Source organism: Amycolatopsis sp. NPDC051371 (assembly GCF_040682155.1).
In the GTDB taxonomy this organism is placed as follows: domain Bacteria; phylum Actinomycetota; class Actinomycetes; order Mycobacteriales; family Pseudonocardiaceae; genus Amycolatopsis.
Genome location: NZ_JBFBAG010000048.1, coordinates 38,984 through 53,867, shown reverse-complemented (window position 1 = coordinate 53,867; position 14,884 = coordinate 38,984). Strand labels below are relative to the sequence as shown.

The window sequence follows — 14,884 nt, the reverse complement described above, 5'->3', positions numbered from 1 at the left end:
TTGCCGGAATCCTGGCTCTCAAGTCCATGAGGGTGCCCCTCATGGCACCCGGCCGGGCCTTGTCGTGCTCTGGCACAGGCCCTACCGTGGAAATGAGAAAGCGCTTTCCAGATCCTCCGGAGGTCTCCCGATGCTCCTGCTCCCGGTCCCCGGCGGCGGGCTCGTGAACTGGTCACCGTCCGGCCCGCCGCTGCCCGGGCCACCGGGCGCACCGCCGGCGTCGCGGATCGCCTACGCCGCCGTGCACGTCGTCGCGGACGCGCTCGCCGACGAGCCCGGCGCCGTCGACTGGGACACCACGTTGGCCTTCCGCGAGCACCTCTGGGCGTGCGGGCTCGGCGTCGCGGAGGCCATGGACACCGCGCAACGCGGCATGGGCCTCGACTGGGCCACGACCAAGGAGCTGGTCACCCGCACCGGCGCGATCGCCGCGGGACGCCGCTGGTGCGCCGGCGTCGGCACCGACCAGCTGCCGGCCGGGCCCGCCACTCCGGCGTCCATTGTGGACGCCTGGCGCGAGCAGCTGGACCTGGTCGGCGGCGCGGGCGCGGTCCCGGTCGTGATGGCGAGCCGGGCGCTGGCCGCGGCCGCGAAGGGTCCCGATGACTACCACGCGGCCTACGGGAAGCTGCTGTCCGAGGCGAGCGGCCCGGTCCTGCTGCACTGGCTGGGCGAGCAGTTCGACCCCGCGCTGGCCGGTTACTGGGGCCATCACGACGTCCGCGCCGCGGCCCGCGAACTGGCGAAACTCTGCGCCGAGCACGCGGGCACCATCGCCGGCGTGAAGGTCTCGGTGCTCGACGCCGAGGTCGAGACGGAGTTCCGGCGAACCCTGCCCGACGGCGTCGCCTGCTACACCGGCGACGACTTCCACTACCCGGAGCTCATCGCGGGCGACGACCAGGGCCACAGCGAAGCCCTGCTCGGCATCTTCGACCCGATCGCGCCGGTCGCCGCGGCGGGGCTGCGCCGTCTGGACGACGGCGACCGCGCCGGGTTCCACGCCCTGCTCGACGCGACCGTACCGCTGGCGCGCGAGATCTTCCGCGCCCCGACCCGGCACTACAAGACCGGTGTCGTCTTCCTCGCCTACTTGAACGGCCATCAAGAGCACTTCCGGATGCTCGCCGGGAGCGAGTCCGCGCGCACGATCACCCACCTCGCGACGCTGCTCCGCCTGGCCGACTCGGCCGGTGTGCTCGCCGACCCCGACCTGGCCGTCGCCCGGATGCGCCCCTTGCTGCAGGCCGCGGGGGTGGCGTGATGGACCCGCGGTTCAGCCTCAACCAGATCACCACCAAGGCCTGGTCGCTGCCCGAAGCCGTGGCCGGGTGCGCCGCGGCCGGCGTCGGCTGGATCGGGCTGTGGCGCGACAAGGTCGCGGAGACCGGCGTCGACGAGGCCGCACGCCTGCTCAAGCAGCACGGTGTCCGGGTTTCGTCGTTGTGCCGCGGTGGGTTCTTCACCGGCGTGACACCGGAAGGGTCCCCTGTGGACGGTGTGGCCCAGACGCGGGACGCGATCGACGAAGCGGCCGCGCTGGGCGCCGATGTCCTCGTGCTGGTCGTCGGCGGGATCGCCGGCAACGACCTTCCCGCGTCCCGGCAGCGGGTCGCGGACGCCGTGGGCGAGCTCGCGCCGTACGCCGGGGAACGCGGCGTACGGCTCGGCCTGGAGCCGTTGCACCCGATGCAGTGCGCGGACCGGTCCGTGCTGTCCACTGTGGATCAAGCGCTGACGATCGCGGCCGAGCACCCGGCGGCGCAGGTCGGGGTGATCGTCGACGAGTTCCACGTCTGGTGGGACCCGCGGATCGAGGAGTCGATCGCCGCGGCCGCCGGCCGGATCGCCGGGTTCCACGTGTGCGACGTCCTCGTGCCGCTGCCCGACCCGCTGCTGGGCCGCGCGCTGCCGGGCGACGGCCCGATCGACCACCGCCACCTGCGCACCCGCGTCGAGGCGGCCGGCTACACCGGCCCGATCGAGGTCGAGGTGTTCAACGCCGGGCTGTGGGCGCGGCCGGGGGCGGAGGTGCTCGCCCAGACCGTCGCGGCGTTCGAGCGCCACGTGGCCTGACCCGCCGGTAGGCTGGGGTCCATCAGGCGGACGGGGGTCGCTCGGTGATGGCGGAAGACGACGGAGCGGTCCGGAGCGTGCTGCGCGCGTTCGACCTGCTGGCTCTCTTCACCGAACGCCGCCGGACGTGGGCGGTCAAGGACCTCACCGCCGCGAGCGGCCTCGCGAAGACGACCGTGCTGCGGCTCGTTGCCACCTGTGAGCAACGGGGACTGCTCTGGACGCGTCCCGACGGGCGGGTCACCGTCGGGCCGGGGATGCTGCGCTGGGCCCAGCTGGCGAACACCGCGTGGCAGCTGCCCGAGCCGGTCCGCCAGGTCCTGCGCGACCTCGCGCAGGACTGCGGCGAAACGGTCAACCTGTACGTCCGCAGTACCGAAGTGCTCGTCTGCGTGGCCCAGCAGGAGGGCTCGCGGGCCATCCGGCACGTCGGCCGCGCCGGGGACGAGCTGCCGCTCGGGTGCGCGGCCGCCGGGCGGGTGCTCGCCGGCGCCGAGGGCACCGCGGTCAGCCACGGCGAGCCGGAGCCGGGCGCGTCGAGCGTCGCCGCCCCGGTGCTCGACGCCGACGGGCGGCTGCTGGCCGCGCTGGCCGTCACCGGCCCGACGACCCGCTTCACGGCGGAGGCGGTGGCGCAACTCGGCGCGGGCGTGACGGACGCCTCACGTCGTATTTCGCGCATCGGTTTCGGTGCCCGGCCGGAGTAGAACGTAGGCTCCCGGCATGCCGAACCTGCTGGTGGTGGAAGACGACGCGGCGATCGGCAGCGTGCTCGAATCGACCCTGCGACTGCACGGTCACCAGGTGTGCTGGCGGCGAGACGGCCGCACCGCCCTGCAGGCCGCCGGGACCGGCGACTTCGACCTCGTGCTGCTCGACCTCGGCCTGCCGGACCTGGACGGCGTCGAGGTCTGCCGCCGGCTGCGGGCCGCGCTGCCCGCCTCGGTGCTGGTCATCCTCACCGCGCGGCAGGAGGAGATGGACGTCGTCGTCGGCCTCGACGCCGGTGCCGACGACTACCTGACCAAGCCGATCCGGCTGGGCGAGCTGCTGGCCCGGGTGCGCGCGCACCTGCGCCGCGGAGCGCCGGCCGCGGCGCGGCCCCCGGTGACGATCGGCGGGCTGACCGTCGACATCGCCGGCCGCCGCGCCACCCTGGGCGGGCGCGAGGTCGTGCTGCGGGCCAAGGAGTTCGACCTGCTGGCGCGGCTGGCCGAGCAGCCCGGCGTCGCCGTCAGCCGCGAGACGCTGATGTCCGAGGTCTGGGACGCGCACTGGTACGGCTCGACGAAGACCCTGGACGTGCACATCGCGGCGGTGCGCCGCAAGCTCGCGTCGGCGGCCGGTCCCGATGCCGAGGTGCCCCGGATCGCCACCCTGCGCGGGCACGGGTACCGGCTGGAGGACCCCTCCCGGTCGCTCGCCGAAGGCTGACCGTGCGCCGCCGGATCATCTCCCTGACGGTGCTGGCCGCCCTGGTCGCGACCGTGCTGTTCGCGTTGCCGCTGGGCGTCGCGGTGATGAAGTACTACCGCGACGACGCCACCACCGACCTGGAGCGGGCCGCGGACGCCGCCGCGCTCGCCGTGTCCGACGACCTGACCAGCGGACGGCCGCCCGTCCTGCCGCCGCCGGAAGACGACGACGAAGCCGGCGCCGACGTCGGGGTCTACGCCCCGGACGGGCGGCTGCTCGCCGGCCACGGCCCCGCGACCGGCGGCCCGCTCGAGCTGCGGGCGGCGAGCGCCACGGTCGACGTCGTCACCGGGCGCGAGAGCGGCGCTCTCGTGCTGACCGTGCCGGTGGTGAGCGGCGCCCGCGTGACCGGCGTCGTCCGCGCGGCGATGCCGGTGTCCGACCTGACCCTGCGGGTGGGGCTCACGTGGCTCGGCATGACCGGGCTGGCGGTCGTGGCGATCGGGGCGAGCTGGCTGATGGCCCGGCGGTACACGGCGCGGCTGGTCCGGCCCCTGGAGGAGCTGGCCGCGGCGGCCGGCCGGCTCGGCGACGGTGACTTCACCGCCCGCGGCCCGCGTGCCGGGATCGCCGAGATCGACCGGGTCGGCGAGGCGCTGGCCGCCACCGCGGCCCGGATCGGCGAGACCCTCGAGCGTGAGCGCGCCTTCTCCGCGGAGGCGTCCCACCAGCTGCGGACCCCGCTGACCGGGCTGCGCCTGCAGCTGGAGGCCGCGCTGGAGACCCCGGGCGCGGACCCCCGGGCGGCGATCCGCGCCGGGATCGCGTCCGCCGACCGGCTGGAACGCACCATCGAGGACCTCCTGGCGCTGGGCCGCGAACGCCGGGCACCGCGGGCCGAGCTCGATCTCGACGCCCTCCTGGAGGAGGTCCGGCAGGCCGGCGAGGCGCTGCTCTCGCCGCACGGGCGCACACTGCGGATCACCCGCCAGGAGCCGCCGCCGGCGTGGGTGGCGGCCGCGGCGGTCCGCCAGGTGCTCGGCGTGCTGCTGGACAACGCGGCGACGCACGGGCGCGGCACGGTGACACTGGTCGCCCGCGACGCCGGCGACGCGCTGGCCATCGACGTCGCCGACGAAGGGCCCGACCTGGGCGAGACGGACCCGTTCGCGACGGCGACGGCCGGGCACGGCATCGGCCTGCGGCTGGCCCGCAGCCTCGCCGAAGCCGAAGGCGGCCGGCTGCGGCTGAGCCGCCCGGACCCGCCGACGTTCACGCTCCTGCTCCCGACCGACGACCCACTCGCCCCGCCGTGACGAACCGGGCATCACGCGTGTCCGGACAGGCATCACGCGTGTCTGGAGGGGCATCGCGGCTGATGCCCCTCCAGACACACGTGATGCCCCGCTGATCACAGGTGATGCCCCTTACCGCACGTGGAACGATTCGCCACGATTCGTTCAGTCTGTGCAATGAATCACTTGTGATTCATCTGTACGCGCAATGTTCTCCTGTTTTGCGCGTCGAGGACGGCAGATACGGTCGTCGGCATGAACTTGCGGGCCGCGACGGTGCGGCGGAAACCGGTCGCCGATCTGGTCGCCGAAAGTGATCATGGCACGCTGAAGCGGTCGCTCGGGCTCGGCCAGCTGACCATGCTGAGCATCGGCGCGACACTGGGCAGCGGCATCTTCGTCGTCCTCGGCGAAGCCGTGCCGGTGGCCGGTCCGGCCGTGGTTCTCTCCTTCGTGCTCGCCGGGGTGACCGCGCTCTTCTCCGCCCTCTCCTACGCCGAGCTCGCCGGCATGATCCCGCTGTCCGGTTCGTCCTACTCCTACGCCTACGCCACCCTCGGCGAGCTGGTCGCCTGGGTCTGCGGCTGGTGCCTGGTCCTCGAATACGGCGTCTCGGTGGCCTCGGTCGCCGTCGGGTGGGGCCAGTACCTCAACGAGCTGCTCCGGCTGGCCTTCGGGTTCGCGATCCCCGACGCGCTGAGCCGGCCGCCCGGCTCCGGCGGGATCGTCAACGTCCCCGCGATCGTCGTCGTGGTCCTCGCGATGCTCCTGCTGCTGTCCGGCGCGAAGGAGAGCGCGCGGGCCAACGCCGTCATGGTCGCGGTGAAGATCGCGACGCTGGTGCTGTTCTGCGCGATCGCGTTCACCGCCGTGCAGGCGCGCAACTTCACGCCGTTCCTGCCGCTCGGCCTCGCCGGGGTGAGCGCCGGCGCCGCCAAGCTGTTCTTCTCCTACATCGGGTTCGACGCCGCGTCGACCGCCGGCGAGGAGGCGAAGAACCCGCAGCGCGACCTGCCGCGGGCGATCCTGCTCTCGCTCGGCATCGTCACCGTGCTGTACTGCCTGGTCGCGGTGGCCGCGGTCGGTGCCCTGCCGTGGCAGCAGTTCGACGGGCAGGAAGCCGCGCTCTCGCACGTGCTGAGCGTCGTGTCGGGCAACTCCTTCTGGGCCGGCCTGCTGGCCGTCGGCGCGATCGTGGCGATCTCCAGCGTCGTGCTGACCGTCCTCTACGGACAGACGCGCATCCTGTTCGCGATGTCGCGCGACGGCCTGGTGCCACCCTCGCTGTCCAAAGTGGACCCGAAGTCGGGCTCGCCGCGGGTCAACACGCTGGTGGTCTCGGGCTTCGTCGCCGTCCTGGCCGCGTTCATCCCGCTCGGCAAGCTCGCCGACGCCACCAGCATCGGCACGCTGTTCGCGTTCCTGCTGGTCAACATCGCCGTCCTGCTGCTGCGGCGGCGCCAGCCCGAGCGGCCGCGCACGTTCCGCGTGCCGCTCTCGCCGGTGACGCCGCTGCTGGGTGTGCTGTGCTGCGGCTACATGATGTTCAGCCTCGACGGCGCCACCTGGGTGGTCTTCGGCGCCTGGATGGCGCTCGGCCTGCTCATCTACTTCGGCTACGGCATCCGGCGATCGAGGCTCGCATGAGGGTCGCGATCCACCAGGGCCCGCTCGACGAGCTGCCCGATGCCGTCGCGGCGGCCGGCGCCGACCTCGTCGTCACGGCGGAGATGAGCACCACCGGCTACCACATCGGCGCGCGCACGCACGAACTCGCGGAACCCGCCGACGGTCCGACCGCGGCCAGGATGTCCGCGCTGGCGCGGGAAACCGGCGCCGCGTTGGCGTACGGCTATCCGGAAGCCGACGGCGGGAACGTCTACAACAGCGTCCAACTGGTCGACGCGGCCGGGCGGCGAGTGAACTACCGCAAGACGCACCTGTTCGGCGACCTCGACCAAGCGTGGTTCACCCCGGGTGACGAGCCGGTGGTGCAGGCCGACGTCGCCGGCGTCCGGGTCGGGTTGCTGATCTGCTACGACGTCGAGTTCCCCGAGCTGGTGCGGGCACACGCGCTGGCCGGCACGGAACTGCTGGTCGTCCCGACCGCGTTGATGAGCCCGTACGAACTCGTCGCGGACACGCTGGTGCCGGCGCGGGCCTACGAGAGCCAGCTGTTCGTTGCCTACGCCAACCGTTGTGACGTCGAACAGGAGCTGACCTACTGCGGACGCTCCTGCGTCGTCGCCCCGACCGGCGAGGTGCTCGCCCGCGCCGGGGCGGATCCCGCGCTGATCACCGCTGAAGTCACCCGTGCCGCGCTTCTCGCGTCACGCCTGCAGAACACCCACCTGGCCGACCGGCGGCCCGAACTCTACCGAGGAACCACCGCATGACCTCCGCTGTCCCGACCGCGATCCCGACCGCGATCCCCCGGGACGAGCCGGCGGGCCGCCCGATCACCATGTTCGGCCCCGACTTCCCGTTCGCCTACGACGACTACCTCGCCCACCCCGCCGGGCTGGGCTCGGTGCCGGCCCACCGGCACGGCACCGAGGTGGCGGTGATCGGCGGCGGCCTGTCCGGCATCGTCACCGCGTACGAGCTGATGAAACTCGGCCTCCGGCCGGTGGTCCACGAGATCGCCGAGATCGGCGGCCGGCTGCGCACCGTGCGGTTCCCGGGTTGCCCGGACGACGTCGTCGCCGAGATGGGCGCGATGCGCTTCCCACCCGCGTCGACCGCGTTGTTCCACTACATCGGCAAGGTCGGTCTCGAAACGACGCCGTTCCCCAACCCGCTGGCGCCGGAGACGCCGAGCACGGTCGTCGACCTCAAGGGAGAGAGCCACTACGCGCGGACGCCGGCCGACCTGCCGGCGGTGTTCGCCGACGTCGCCGCGGCGTGGGACCGGACGCTGGAAGAGCACGCCTCGTTCGCCGAGATGCAGACGGCGATCCGCGACCGCGACGCGAAGACGATCAAGCGGCTGTGGAACGAGCTCGTCCCGAAGCTGGACAACCAGACGTTCTACGGGTTCCTCTGCGACTCCCCCGCGTTCGCCTCCTTCCGCCACCGCGAGATCTTCGGCCAGGTCGGCTTCGGCACCGGTGGCTGGGACACCGACTTCCCCAACTCCATCCTGGAAATCCTGCGCGTCGTCTACACCGGCGCCGACGACGAGCACCGCAGCATCACCGGTGGCAGCCAGCAGCTCCCGCTACGGCTGTGGGAACACGCGCCTTCGGACATCGTTTTCTGGCCCGAGGGAACGTCGTTGGCTTCGCTGCACGAAGGCGGCCCGCGGCCGGGCGTCACGAGGCTGCACCGGACAGCGCCGAACAACATCACGGTGACCGACGCCTCCGGGCACATCCGGACGTACCCCGCGGCCGTGTTCACCGCGCAGAGCTGGATGCTGCTGTCCAAGATCGAATGCGACGAAGCGCTGTTCCCGATCGACCACTGGACGGCGATCGAGCGCACGCACTACATGGAGTCGTCGAAGGTGTTCGTGCCGGTCGACCGGCCGTTCTGGCTCGACCCCGACCCGGCGACCGGCCGCGACACGATGAGCATGACGCTGACCGACCGGATGCCGCGCGGCACCTACCTGCTCGGTTCCGCGCCGGACCGGCCGGCGGTGATCTGCCTGTCCTACACGTGGGCCGACGACTCCCTGAAGTGGCTGCCGCTTTCGGTGACCGAGCGCGTCGAGGTGATGCTGCAGTCGCTGCGCGAGATCTACCCCGGCGTCGACGTCCGGCGGCACATCATCGGCGACCCGGTGACCGTGTCGTGGGAAGCGGAACCGCACTTCATGGGCGCGTTCAAGGCGAACCTGCCCGGGCACTACCGCTACCAGCACCGGCTGTTCACGCACTTCGTGCAGGACGAGCTCGCGGAGCGTCACCGCGGGCTCTTCCTGGCGGGTGACGACGTCTCGTGGACGGCGGGCTGGGCCGAGGGCGCGGTGCAGACCGCTCTCAACGCGGTTTGGGGTGTGCTGCACCACTTCGGCGGCGAGACGCACCCCGTGAACCCGGGCCCCGGCGACAGTTTCGGCGACATCGCCCCGATCACGCTGCCGGACTGACCGTGCCCCGATCGTGCCACCCCGGGAGACTGAGCTGCCCGGGGCAACCGGTCATGCGACGATGGGACCATGAACACCGAGCCGGCGCCGAGATGGCGAAGACTGGAACCGGACGAGCGGAAGGAACAGATCTACGCTTGCGCGGCGCGGCTGTTCGGTGAACGCCCCTACTCCGAAGTGTCCACTTCGGACATCGCCGCCGCGGCCGGCGTCGCACGGGGGTTGATCAACCACTACTTCGGCACGAAACGCGAGCTGTACCTGGAAATCATCCGGCGCGCGCTGACCGTGCCGCGCCTGGCCGTCGAAATCCTGCCGGACGGGCCGCTCGACCTCCGGGCCGACGTCGCCATCGAGTGGTTCCTCGACATGGTCACCAGCCAGGAGCGGATGTGGCTGGCCGCGATCGCGCCGGAGGGCATCGGACGTGACCTCGAGGTCGAGCGCATCCTCGAAGAGGCCGACCGCGAGTCCGCCGACCGTGTGCTCGAAGCCGTCGGGCTGTCCAGCGAAAGCGACCACGGTCCCGAGCTGAACGCGCTCGTGCGCGCGTTCGGCGGAATGGTGAAGTCCGCCGGGCGGGAATGGCTCGTGCGCGGGTCGCTGACCCGCGCCCAGGTGCACCTGCTGCTGTCCAAGTCGCTCGTCACGCTCGTCGGCGAGATCTTCCCGGCGATCCAGGCGGAACCGCCGCACCCGGACGGTCGCGAATAGACCGAAGTCCCCGGCGCCACGAGGGGGAGGAGGGCGCCAGGGACTCCGGGTCGGCGGACGAACCACCGACGCACGCCCACGGTACGCCGGGGCGCTGTCAAGTCGCTGTCAGCTGTCGTCGCCCGATTCGCGAAGTTCTTCCAGGCGGTGCGCGAGCCCGTCGATGCAGCGCTGGACCGCGTAGTCGTACACCTGCGCGTAGTACCCCGCGGCAAGATCGGGATCGCCCATCAGGTCGTGCATCGCGGCGCCGAGCTCGGCCATCCCCGGCAGGTCGGCCCGCTCGCGGTAGGTCGCGTACGCCTCGGTGTTGTCGATCCGCAGCGCGAGCGCGCCGTCGCGGTCGTCCTCCATCGCGACGAACTGGCACGCGGTCATCAGCAGCAGGTTGTAGGCCAGCACGCTTTCGCGGCCGAAGCCGGCCTTCAGCAGCACGCCGACGCCCGCGTCGATGCTGCGCGTGGCCGCCTCGACGGACGGGCCGAACAGCGCGAGCCGTCGGGCGCAGCCCGGGTAGGCCCGCAGCACCGCGCGCAGGCTCGCCAGCAGTTCGGTGAACCAGTCCTGCCACGGCTGGAACGGGTCGGGCAGCTCCAGCAGGCCGACGACCCGGTCGACGACGGCGTTCACCACCGCGTCCCGGTCGCCGACGTGGTGGTAGATCACCGCCGGGTAGGCCTCGACCGCGCGGGCGAGCTCCCGCAGCGTCCAGTTGTCGAGGCCGCGTTCGCCGGTCAGCGTCGTCGCCGCGCTGATGATCCGGTCGGCCGTGAGCGCCGGCAGTCCCGCCGCGGCCCGTGACCGGGGGCGTTGTCCGGTACCCGAGGATGAGGTCGGCATGGGGGGTAACGGTAACGGCACGGGTGGGACCGGTGCCAGCTCCGCACGGGTACGGCAGGATCGGGGCATGGCACGCGCACAGGCCAACGGTCTCGAGCTCGAGTACGACACCTTCGGCGATCCGGACGGTCCGCCGCTGGTCCTGGTGATGGGCCTCGGCGCCCAGATGATCACCTGGGAGGACGGGTTCTGCGAGCTGCTCGCCGGCCGCGGGTTCTTCGTCGTGCGCTACGACAACCGGGATGTCGGGCTCTCCACCTGGCTCGACGACCTGCCCGCGCCGGATCTGGCCGCGCTGGCCGGCGGTGACCTGACGTCGGCGCCGTACCGCCTTTCGGACCTGGCCGACGACGCCGTCGGGCTGTTCGACGCGCTCGGCATCGGACGCGCGCACGTCGTCGGCGCGTCGATGGGCGGGATGATCGTGCAGCAGCTGGCCATCGACCACCCGGACCGGCTGCTGTCGGTCACGTCGATCATGTCGACCACCGGCGACCCGGCGGTCGGGCGGGCCGAGCCGTGGGCGCTGGCGCTGCTGACCCGGCCGCCGGCGTCGACGCGCGAGCAGGCGCTGGCCGACAGCGTCGACGGCTACCGGCAGCTCGGCTCCCCCGGCTACCCGGACGACGAGGCGTTCCTGCTGGCCAAGGCGACGCTGCACTACGACCGCGCCCGCCACCCGGTGGGCACGCTGCGCCACGCGGCGGCGGTGCTGGCGTCCGGCGACCGGACGTCGGGCCTGCGTTCGGTGCGGCTACCGGCGCTGGTCGTGCACGGCGACGCCGACCCGCTGATCGACGTCAGCGGCGGCAAGGCGACGGCCGAGGCGATCCCGGACGCGGAGCTCCTGGTGATCCCGGGCATGGGCCACAACCTGCCGCGCGCGGTCTGGCCGGTGATCGTCGACGCGATCGGGCGCGTGACGGGTCAATAGCGCGTCAAGATCCCGGGGTCCGGGCGTACGGAATATGTCCTGGCTCATGCTCGTCGTTCGGTTCGCGCGTTTTCTGGACGGCATGAGTGGTGGCTTCGGGTTCCCGTTCGGCTGTGTGGCGGCGGTGGTCGCGGTGCTCCTGGCGGAGCTTTGCGGGGCGACGGGGCATCCGTGGTTCGCGCTGGTCACGCTGGGTGCGGTGGTGCTGCTGACCGCGTTCTGGAGTTCGGTGGTCGCTGCGATCGGGGTCGCGGCGGTGGCGTGGGCGCTGGACTCGGGGTTCGTGCTCGGCCGGGCCGGCGAACTCGCCTTCTCCCCGGCTGCCGCGGTCACGGCTCTGGCGCTTTCCGCCGCTTTCGCTCTGGGCCTCTTCGCCCGGCTCGTCTCCCGACCTCCGGTGCCGGTCCGGATCCCGGCCCCCCGCCGCTCGGCCGACGTCCCGGCCCCGCGAGCGATGACCACGGCGAGCTGACCCGGGTTCGGCTTCCGGTCGGCGGGATCGGGAGGCCCGCCGGCCGTATCGACCCGCCAATCACGCGAGTTCCGCTTCCCATCACGCGAGTTCCGGCTCCGATCACGCGAGTTCCGTGCTCAATCACGCGAGGTCCGGGCTCAATCACGAGCCGACCCCTCCAGCACGCGAGTCGCCGTTCCGGTACGCGGAACTCGCGTGATCAGGGACGTCACCCGCGTGACTGGGGACGTAACTGGCGTGACTGGGGACGTAACTCGCGTGATTGGGCGCGTCATTCGCGTGATTGGGAGGGCATCTCGCGTGATTGGAGGGGCATCACTCGTGAGTGGGGGTCGACGCGTCAGCGCGGGAGGGAGGCTCGGCGGGCCGCCAGGGCCGCGATGATGCGCGGGAGGCCGGCCGGGTGGAGCGGGTCGATGTCCGTCAGGTCCCGGACGCGGCGCAGGCGGTAGTCGACCGTGTTGGGGTGGACGTGCAGCTTGGCCGCCGTGCGGCGGCGGTTCGTGTCCAGCTCGAGGTACGTCGAGAGCGTCTCGACCAGCTCCGGGTGCGCGTCCAGCGGCGCGAGCACCGCCGCGAGCCGGTCGCGGGCCTCGCCCGGACGGGTCAGCTGGTACTCCACCAGGACGTCGTCGAGGCGGTACAACCCCGGCGGGCGGCCGAACCAGCGGAGGACGTCCAGCACCTCACCGGTCCGCCCGGCTACCAGCCGGACCTCCGGCGGCGTCGCGGTGTCGGCCGCCGCCAAGACGTCCACGCCCGCCGCGCGCCCGGCCGTGTCCAGCAACGAACCCCACTCCGAGACCGCCGACAGCCGCCCGGCCAGCGGCAGCAGCACCAGCCCGCCCGGGCCGTCCAGCGACGCCAAGACGCCGTCGCCGCAAGACTGTTCGAACGCGGCCAGGAACCGCCGCAGCTTCCGGCGGATCGCGATGTCGGCGTCGACGCCCGGGGACGCCTCGTCGGCGTGCGGCCCCAGCTCGACGCTCAGCACCAGGTATCGCGCCGGCAGCGTGATCCCGGCGCTGCGGGCGACGACGTCGACCGGGCCGCCGTCGGCCAGCACCGACAGCAGCGTGCGCCGCGCGGTGTGCTCCTGCCCGACCTTCGTGCGCAGCTCCTCCAGGTAGCCCCGCGTCACCGCGCCGGTCACCGTGCCGACGAACGCCAGCACCCGGTCGGCGACGTCGAGGAGGTCGGCGACGTCCGCGCTGCCCGCGTCGGCCGAGCCGACGGCGAAGATCTCCCGCGCGCCGACGTGGTACGCGGTCAGCACGGCCTCCAGCGGGAACCCCTCCTCGGCCCGGCGCACCGCGGACGCGCCGATCTGCCGCAGCTCGGCGTCGTTGAGCTGCCGGTCCTCGCGCAGGCTCCGCGCGAACGCCCGCACCGCCTGCCGGGTGATCCGCGCGATGTCGCCGGCGAGCTCCTCGACCGGCAGCCGCCGGTAGTCCGCGACGTCGGCCTGGATGCGCGTCAGCACCCGCGCGATCAGCTCCGGCTCCTCCTGGGTGAGCCGTTCGTGGACGCGCTGCCCGCCGAGGGTCAGGTCGCCGCCGGCTTTGTGCTCCGTCACAACCGATCCCCTCGTTCTCTGCCCGGATTCCCAGTCAATCCGGACGCCCTCGGTGCCGATGGTGTCACGAAGACCAACCATCGACACAACGTCAAGGAGGACGGCGTGCGAGTGAGGACAACGGCGTTCATCACGATCTTGGTCACCGCGCTGGCGGTCACGACCGCCGGCACCGCGGCCGCGGCGAGCGGGGAGTACGTGGCGCTCGGGGACTCGGCCGCGGCCGGCCCGCTCATCCTGCCCCCGGACCTCTCGTCCCCGGGCTGCCTCCGGTCGCTCGCGAACTACCCGCACGTCTCCGCGAAGCAGCTCGACGTCCCGCTGAAGGACGTCACCTGCTCCGGGGCGACGACCGCGGACATGTACGCGCCGCAGTCGACGGAGACCGGCGCGGTCCCGCCGCAGCTCGACGCGCTCAGCGCGACCACGAAGACCGTCACGCTCACCATCGGCGGCAACGACGTCGGCCTGGTCGGCGCCGCGACCAGCTGCATCAACCTGCTGCCCGGCATCAACCCGGACTGCGTCGACCGCTACACGGCGGGCGGGCACGACCAGCTGGCCGAGAAGATCGCCGCGTTCGAACCGACGTGGGGCGCGCTGCTGGACGCCATCCACGCGAAGGCACCGAACGCGGACGTCTTCGTCGCCGGTTACGGCACCTACCTGCCCCGCAACGGGTGCTGGCCGGTCGCGCCGCTGACCCCGCGCGACGCGAACTACATCCAAGGCAGCGTCGACAAGACGAACGCGGCCCTGGCCCGGCAGGCCGCCGCGCACGACGCGACCTACGTCGACGTCCGGACGGCGTCGATCGGGCACGACGTCTGCAAGCTGCCCGGCGTCAAGTGGTTCGAGAGCGTGATCCCGACGTCGGTCGCGGCGCCGCTGCACCCCAACGCCACCGGCATGCGCGGCATCGGGGCGCTGGTCACCGCGGCCGTCAGGGCGTGAAGTCCCAGCGAGACGCGCCGTAGGGTTCGGCGCAAGCAACGCCGATCGCCCGGGTGGGCACGAGCCGGTAGAGGAACCACGGCGCGGGTCCGGCGCTCGGCGCCATGAACGACGCCGTATAGCCGCCTTCGTACACCTCGGCCGGCCAGCCGCCCTCGCGGTAGACGGCGGCGACCCGTTCGAGGGTGGCGGGATCGCCGACGTGCTCGGCCTCGCCCTCCAGGGTGAGGTCGAGTCCCTTCAGCCGCACCGAGACGCTGCACGCCGGGTTCGCGGCCAGGTTGTGGGCCCGGCGGGTGCCGGCCCCGCTCACGAAGTAGAGGGCGTCGTCGACCCAGATCGCTCCGACGCCGGCGGCGTGCGGCCGGCCGTCGGGGCGGACGGTCCCGACGAAGAAGGTCAGGTCCTCCTTCGGGGTCTGCGTCGCGAGAAGGTCGCGCGCCCGGCTCCACGGCAGCGCCGGGCACCCGTTCTGGTCGAGGTTCTTGGTCTTCGTGGGTTCAGTCAT

The 14,884-nt window shown here is 72.6% G+C and carries 15 protein-coding genes; 12 read left to right on the top strand and 3 right to left on the bottom strand.

What is annotated here, in order from left to right; genetic code table 11:
* Nucleotides 1-130: 130 nt before the first annotated feature.
* The 9 genes from AB0M59_RS41900 (at nt 131) to AB0M59_RS41860 (ending at nt 9,597) form a co-directional block, all read left to right on the top strand.
* Nucleotides 131-1,264 carry a dihydrodipicolinate synthase family protein gene (locus AB0M59_RS41900; protein WP_364626989.1) on the top strand — a complete coding sequence of 378 codons (1,134 nt, stop codon included), beginning with the start codon at nt 131-133 and terminating at the stop codon, nt 1,262-1,264.
* Nucleotides 1,264-2,076 (top strand): sugar phosphate isomerase/epimerase family protein, encoded by an 813-nt coding sequence (locus AB0M59_RS41895; protein ID WP_364626988.1) that lies wholly within the window; start codon nt 1,264-1,266, stop codon nt 2,074-2,076. Before AB0M59_RS41900 ends, AB0M59_RS41895 begins: the two co-directional genes overlap by 1 nt.
* 47 nt (nt 2,077-2,123) lie before the next feature.
* A complete protein-coding gene (locus AB0M59_RS41890) occupies nt 2,124-2,783 on the top strand; it encodes an IclR family transcriptional regulator (RefSeq protein ID WP_364626987.1) in 660 nt (219 codons plus the stop codon).
* A 16-nt stretch (nt 2,784-2,799) separates the two neighbouring features.
* Nucleotides 2,800-3,510: a response regulator transcription factor gene (locus tag AB0M59_RS41885; protein ID WP_364626986.1), complete on the top strand. Its 711-nt coding sequence runs from the start codon at nt 2,800-2,802 to the stop codon at nt 3,508-3,510.
* A gap of 2 nt (nt 3,511-3,512) precedes the next feature.
* The gene (locus AB0M59_RS41880) at nt 3,513-4,808 is read left to right on the top strand and encodes a HAMP domain-containing sensor histidine kinase (protein WP_364626984.1); all 1,296 of its coding nucleotides are present in this window, start codon (nt 3,513-3,515) and stop codon (nt 4,806-4,808) included.
* 234 nt (nt 4,809-5,042) lie between these two features.
* On the top strand, nt 5,043-6,434 hold the full coding sequence (locus AB0M59_RS41875) for an amino acid permease (RefSeq protein ID WP_364626982.1): 1,392 nt from the start codon (nt 5,043-5,045) through the stop codon (nt 6,432-6,434).
* Nucleotides 6,431-7,183, top strand: a complete 753-nt coding sequence (locus AB0M59_RS41870; RefSeq protein ID WP_364626980.1) for a carbon-nitrogen hydrolase family protein — start codon at nt 6,431-6,433, stop codon at nt 7,181-7,183. The genes AB0M59_RS41875 and AB0M59_RS41870 overlap by 4 nt, the downstream gene beginning before the upstream one ends.
* Nucleotides 7,180-8,883 carry an NAD(P)/FAD-dependent oxidoreductase gene (locus AB0M59_RS41865; RefSeq protein ID WP_364626978.1) on the top strand — a complete coding sequence of 568 codons (1,704 nt, stop codon included), beginning with the start codon at nt 7,180-7,182 and terminating at the stop codon, nt 8,881-8,883. The genes AB0M59_RS41870 and AB0M59_RS41865 overlap by 4 nt, the downstream gene beginning before the upstream one ends.
* Before the next feature lie 69 nt (nt 8,884-8,952).
* Nucleotides 8,953-9,597, top strand: a complete 645-nt coding sequence (locus tag AB0M59_RS41860) for a TetR/AcrR family transcriptional regulator (RefSeq protein ID WP_364626976.1) — start codon at nt 8,953-8,955, stop codon at nt 9,595-9,597.
* Nucleotides 9,598-9,705: 108 nt separating this feature from the next.
* On the opposite strand, the gene AB0M59_RS41855 is transcribed toward AB0M59_RS41860, so the two are convergent.
* The gene (locus AB0M59_RS41855; protein ID WP_364626974.1) at nt 9,706-10,437 is read right to left on the bottom strand and encodes a TetR family transcriptional regulator; all 732 of its coding nucleotides are present in this window, start codon (nt 10,435-10,437) and stop codon (nt 9,706-9,708) included.
* 67 nt (nt 10,438-10,504) lie between these two features.
* Here AB0M59_RS41855 and AB0M59_RS41850 point away from each other — a divergent pair, with 67 nt between their 5' ends.
* Nucleotides 10,505-11,371, top strand: coding sequence for an alpha/beta hydrolase (locus tag AB0M59_RS41850; protein WP_364626973.1), 867 nt, complete (start codon nt 10,505-10,507; stop codon nt 11,369-11,371).
* 46 nt (nt 11,372-11,417) lie between these two features.
* Nucleotides 11,418-11,843: a hypothetical protein gene (locus tag AB0M59_RS41845; protein WP_364626971.1), complete on the top strand. Its 426-nt coding sequence runs from the start codon at nt 11,418-11,420 to the stop codon at nt 11,841-11,843.
* Nucleotides 11,844-12,186: 343 nt separating this feature from the next.
* Here the strand turns inward: AB0M59_RS41845 and AB0M59_RS41840 are convergent, their stop codons facing one another.
* Nucleotides 12,187-13,422, bottom strand: a complete 1,236-nt coding sequence (locus tag AB0M59_RS41840) for a helix-turn-helix domain-containing protein (RefSeq protein ID WP_364626969.1) — start codon at nt 13,420-13,422, stop codon at nt 12,187-12,189.
* Nucleotides 13,423-13,533: 111 nt separating this feature from the next.
* Here AB0M59_RS41840 and AB0M59_RS41835 point away from each other — a divergent pair, with 111 nt between their 5' ends.
* The gene (locus AB0M59_RS41835) at nt 13,534-14,376 is read left to right on the top strand and encodes an SGNH/GDSL hydrolase family protein (RefSeq protein WP_364627043.1); all 843 of its coding nucleotides are present in this window, start codon (nt 13,534-13,536) and stop codon (nt 14,374-14,376) included.
* On the opposite strand, the gene AB0M59_RS41830 is transcribed toward AB0M59_RS41835, so the two are convergent.
* On the bottom strand, nt 14,366-14,884 hold the full coding sequence (locus AB0M59_RS41830; RefSeq protein WP_364626967.1) for a pyridoxamine 5'-phosphate oxidase family protein: 519 nt from the start codon (nt 14,882-14,884) through the stop codon (nt 14,366-14,368). The genes AB0M59_RS41835 and AB0M59_RS41830 overlap by 11 nt on opposite strands.

Coding starts and splice junctions, on each gene's coding strand:
- AB0M59_RS41850 (WP_364626973.1), top strand. CDS start 10,505: ATGGCACGCGCACAGGCCAACGGTCTCGAGCTCGAGTACGACACCTTC.
- AB0M59_RS41855 (WP_364626974.1), bottom strand. CDS start 10,437: ATGCCGACCTCATCCTCGGGTACCGGACAACGCCCCCGGTCACGGGCC.
- AB0M59_RS41830 (WP_364626967.1), bottom strand. CDS start 14,884: ATGACTGAACCCACGAAGACCAAGAACCTCGACCAGAACGGGTGCCCG.
- AB0M59_RS41895 (WP_364626988.1), top strand. CDS start 1,264: ATGGACCCGCGGTTCAGCCTCAACCAGATCACCACCAAGGCCTGGTCG.
- AB0M59_RS41870 (WP_364626980.1), top strand. CDS start 6,431: ATGAGGGTCGCGATCCACCAGGGCCCGCTCGACGAGCTGCCCGATGCC.
- AB0M59_RS41865 (WP_364626978.1), top strand. CDS start 7,180: ATGACCTCCGCTGTCCCGACCGCGATCCCGACCGCGATCCCCCGGGAC.
- AB0M59_RS41875 (WP_364626982.1), top strand. CDS start 5,043: ATGAACTTGCGGGCCGCGACGGTGCGGCGGAAACCGGTCGCCGATCTG.
- AB0M59_RS41890 (WP_364626987.1), top strand. CDS start 2,124: ATGGCGGAAGACGACGGAGCGGTCCGGAGCGTGCTGCGCGCGTTCGAC.
- AB0M59_RS41885 (WP_364626986.1), top strand. CDS start 2,800: ATGCCGAACCTGCTGGTGGTGGAAGACGACGCGGCGATCGGCAGCGTG.
- AB0M59_RS41900 (WP_364626989.1), top strand. CDS start 131: ATGCTCCTGCTCCCGGTCCCCGGCGGCGGGCTCGTGAACTGGTCACCG.
- AB0M59_RS41860 (WP_364626976.1), top strand. CDS start 8,953: ATGAACACCGAGCCGGCGCCGAGATGGCGAAGACTGGAACCGGACGAG.
- AB0M59_RS41845 (WP_364626971.1), top strand. CDS start 11,418: ATGCTCGTCGTTCGGTTCGCGCGTTTTCTGGACGGCATGAGTGGTGGC.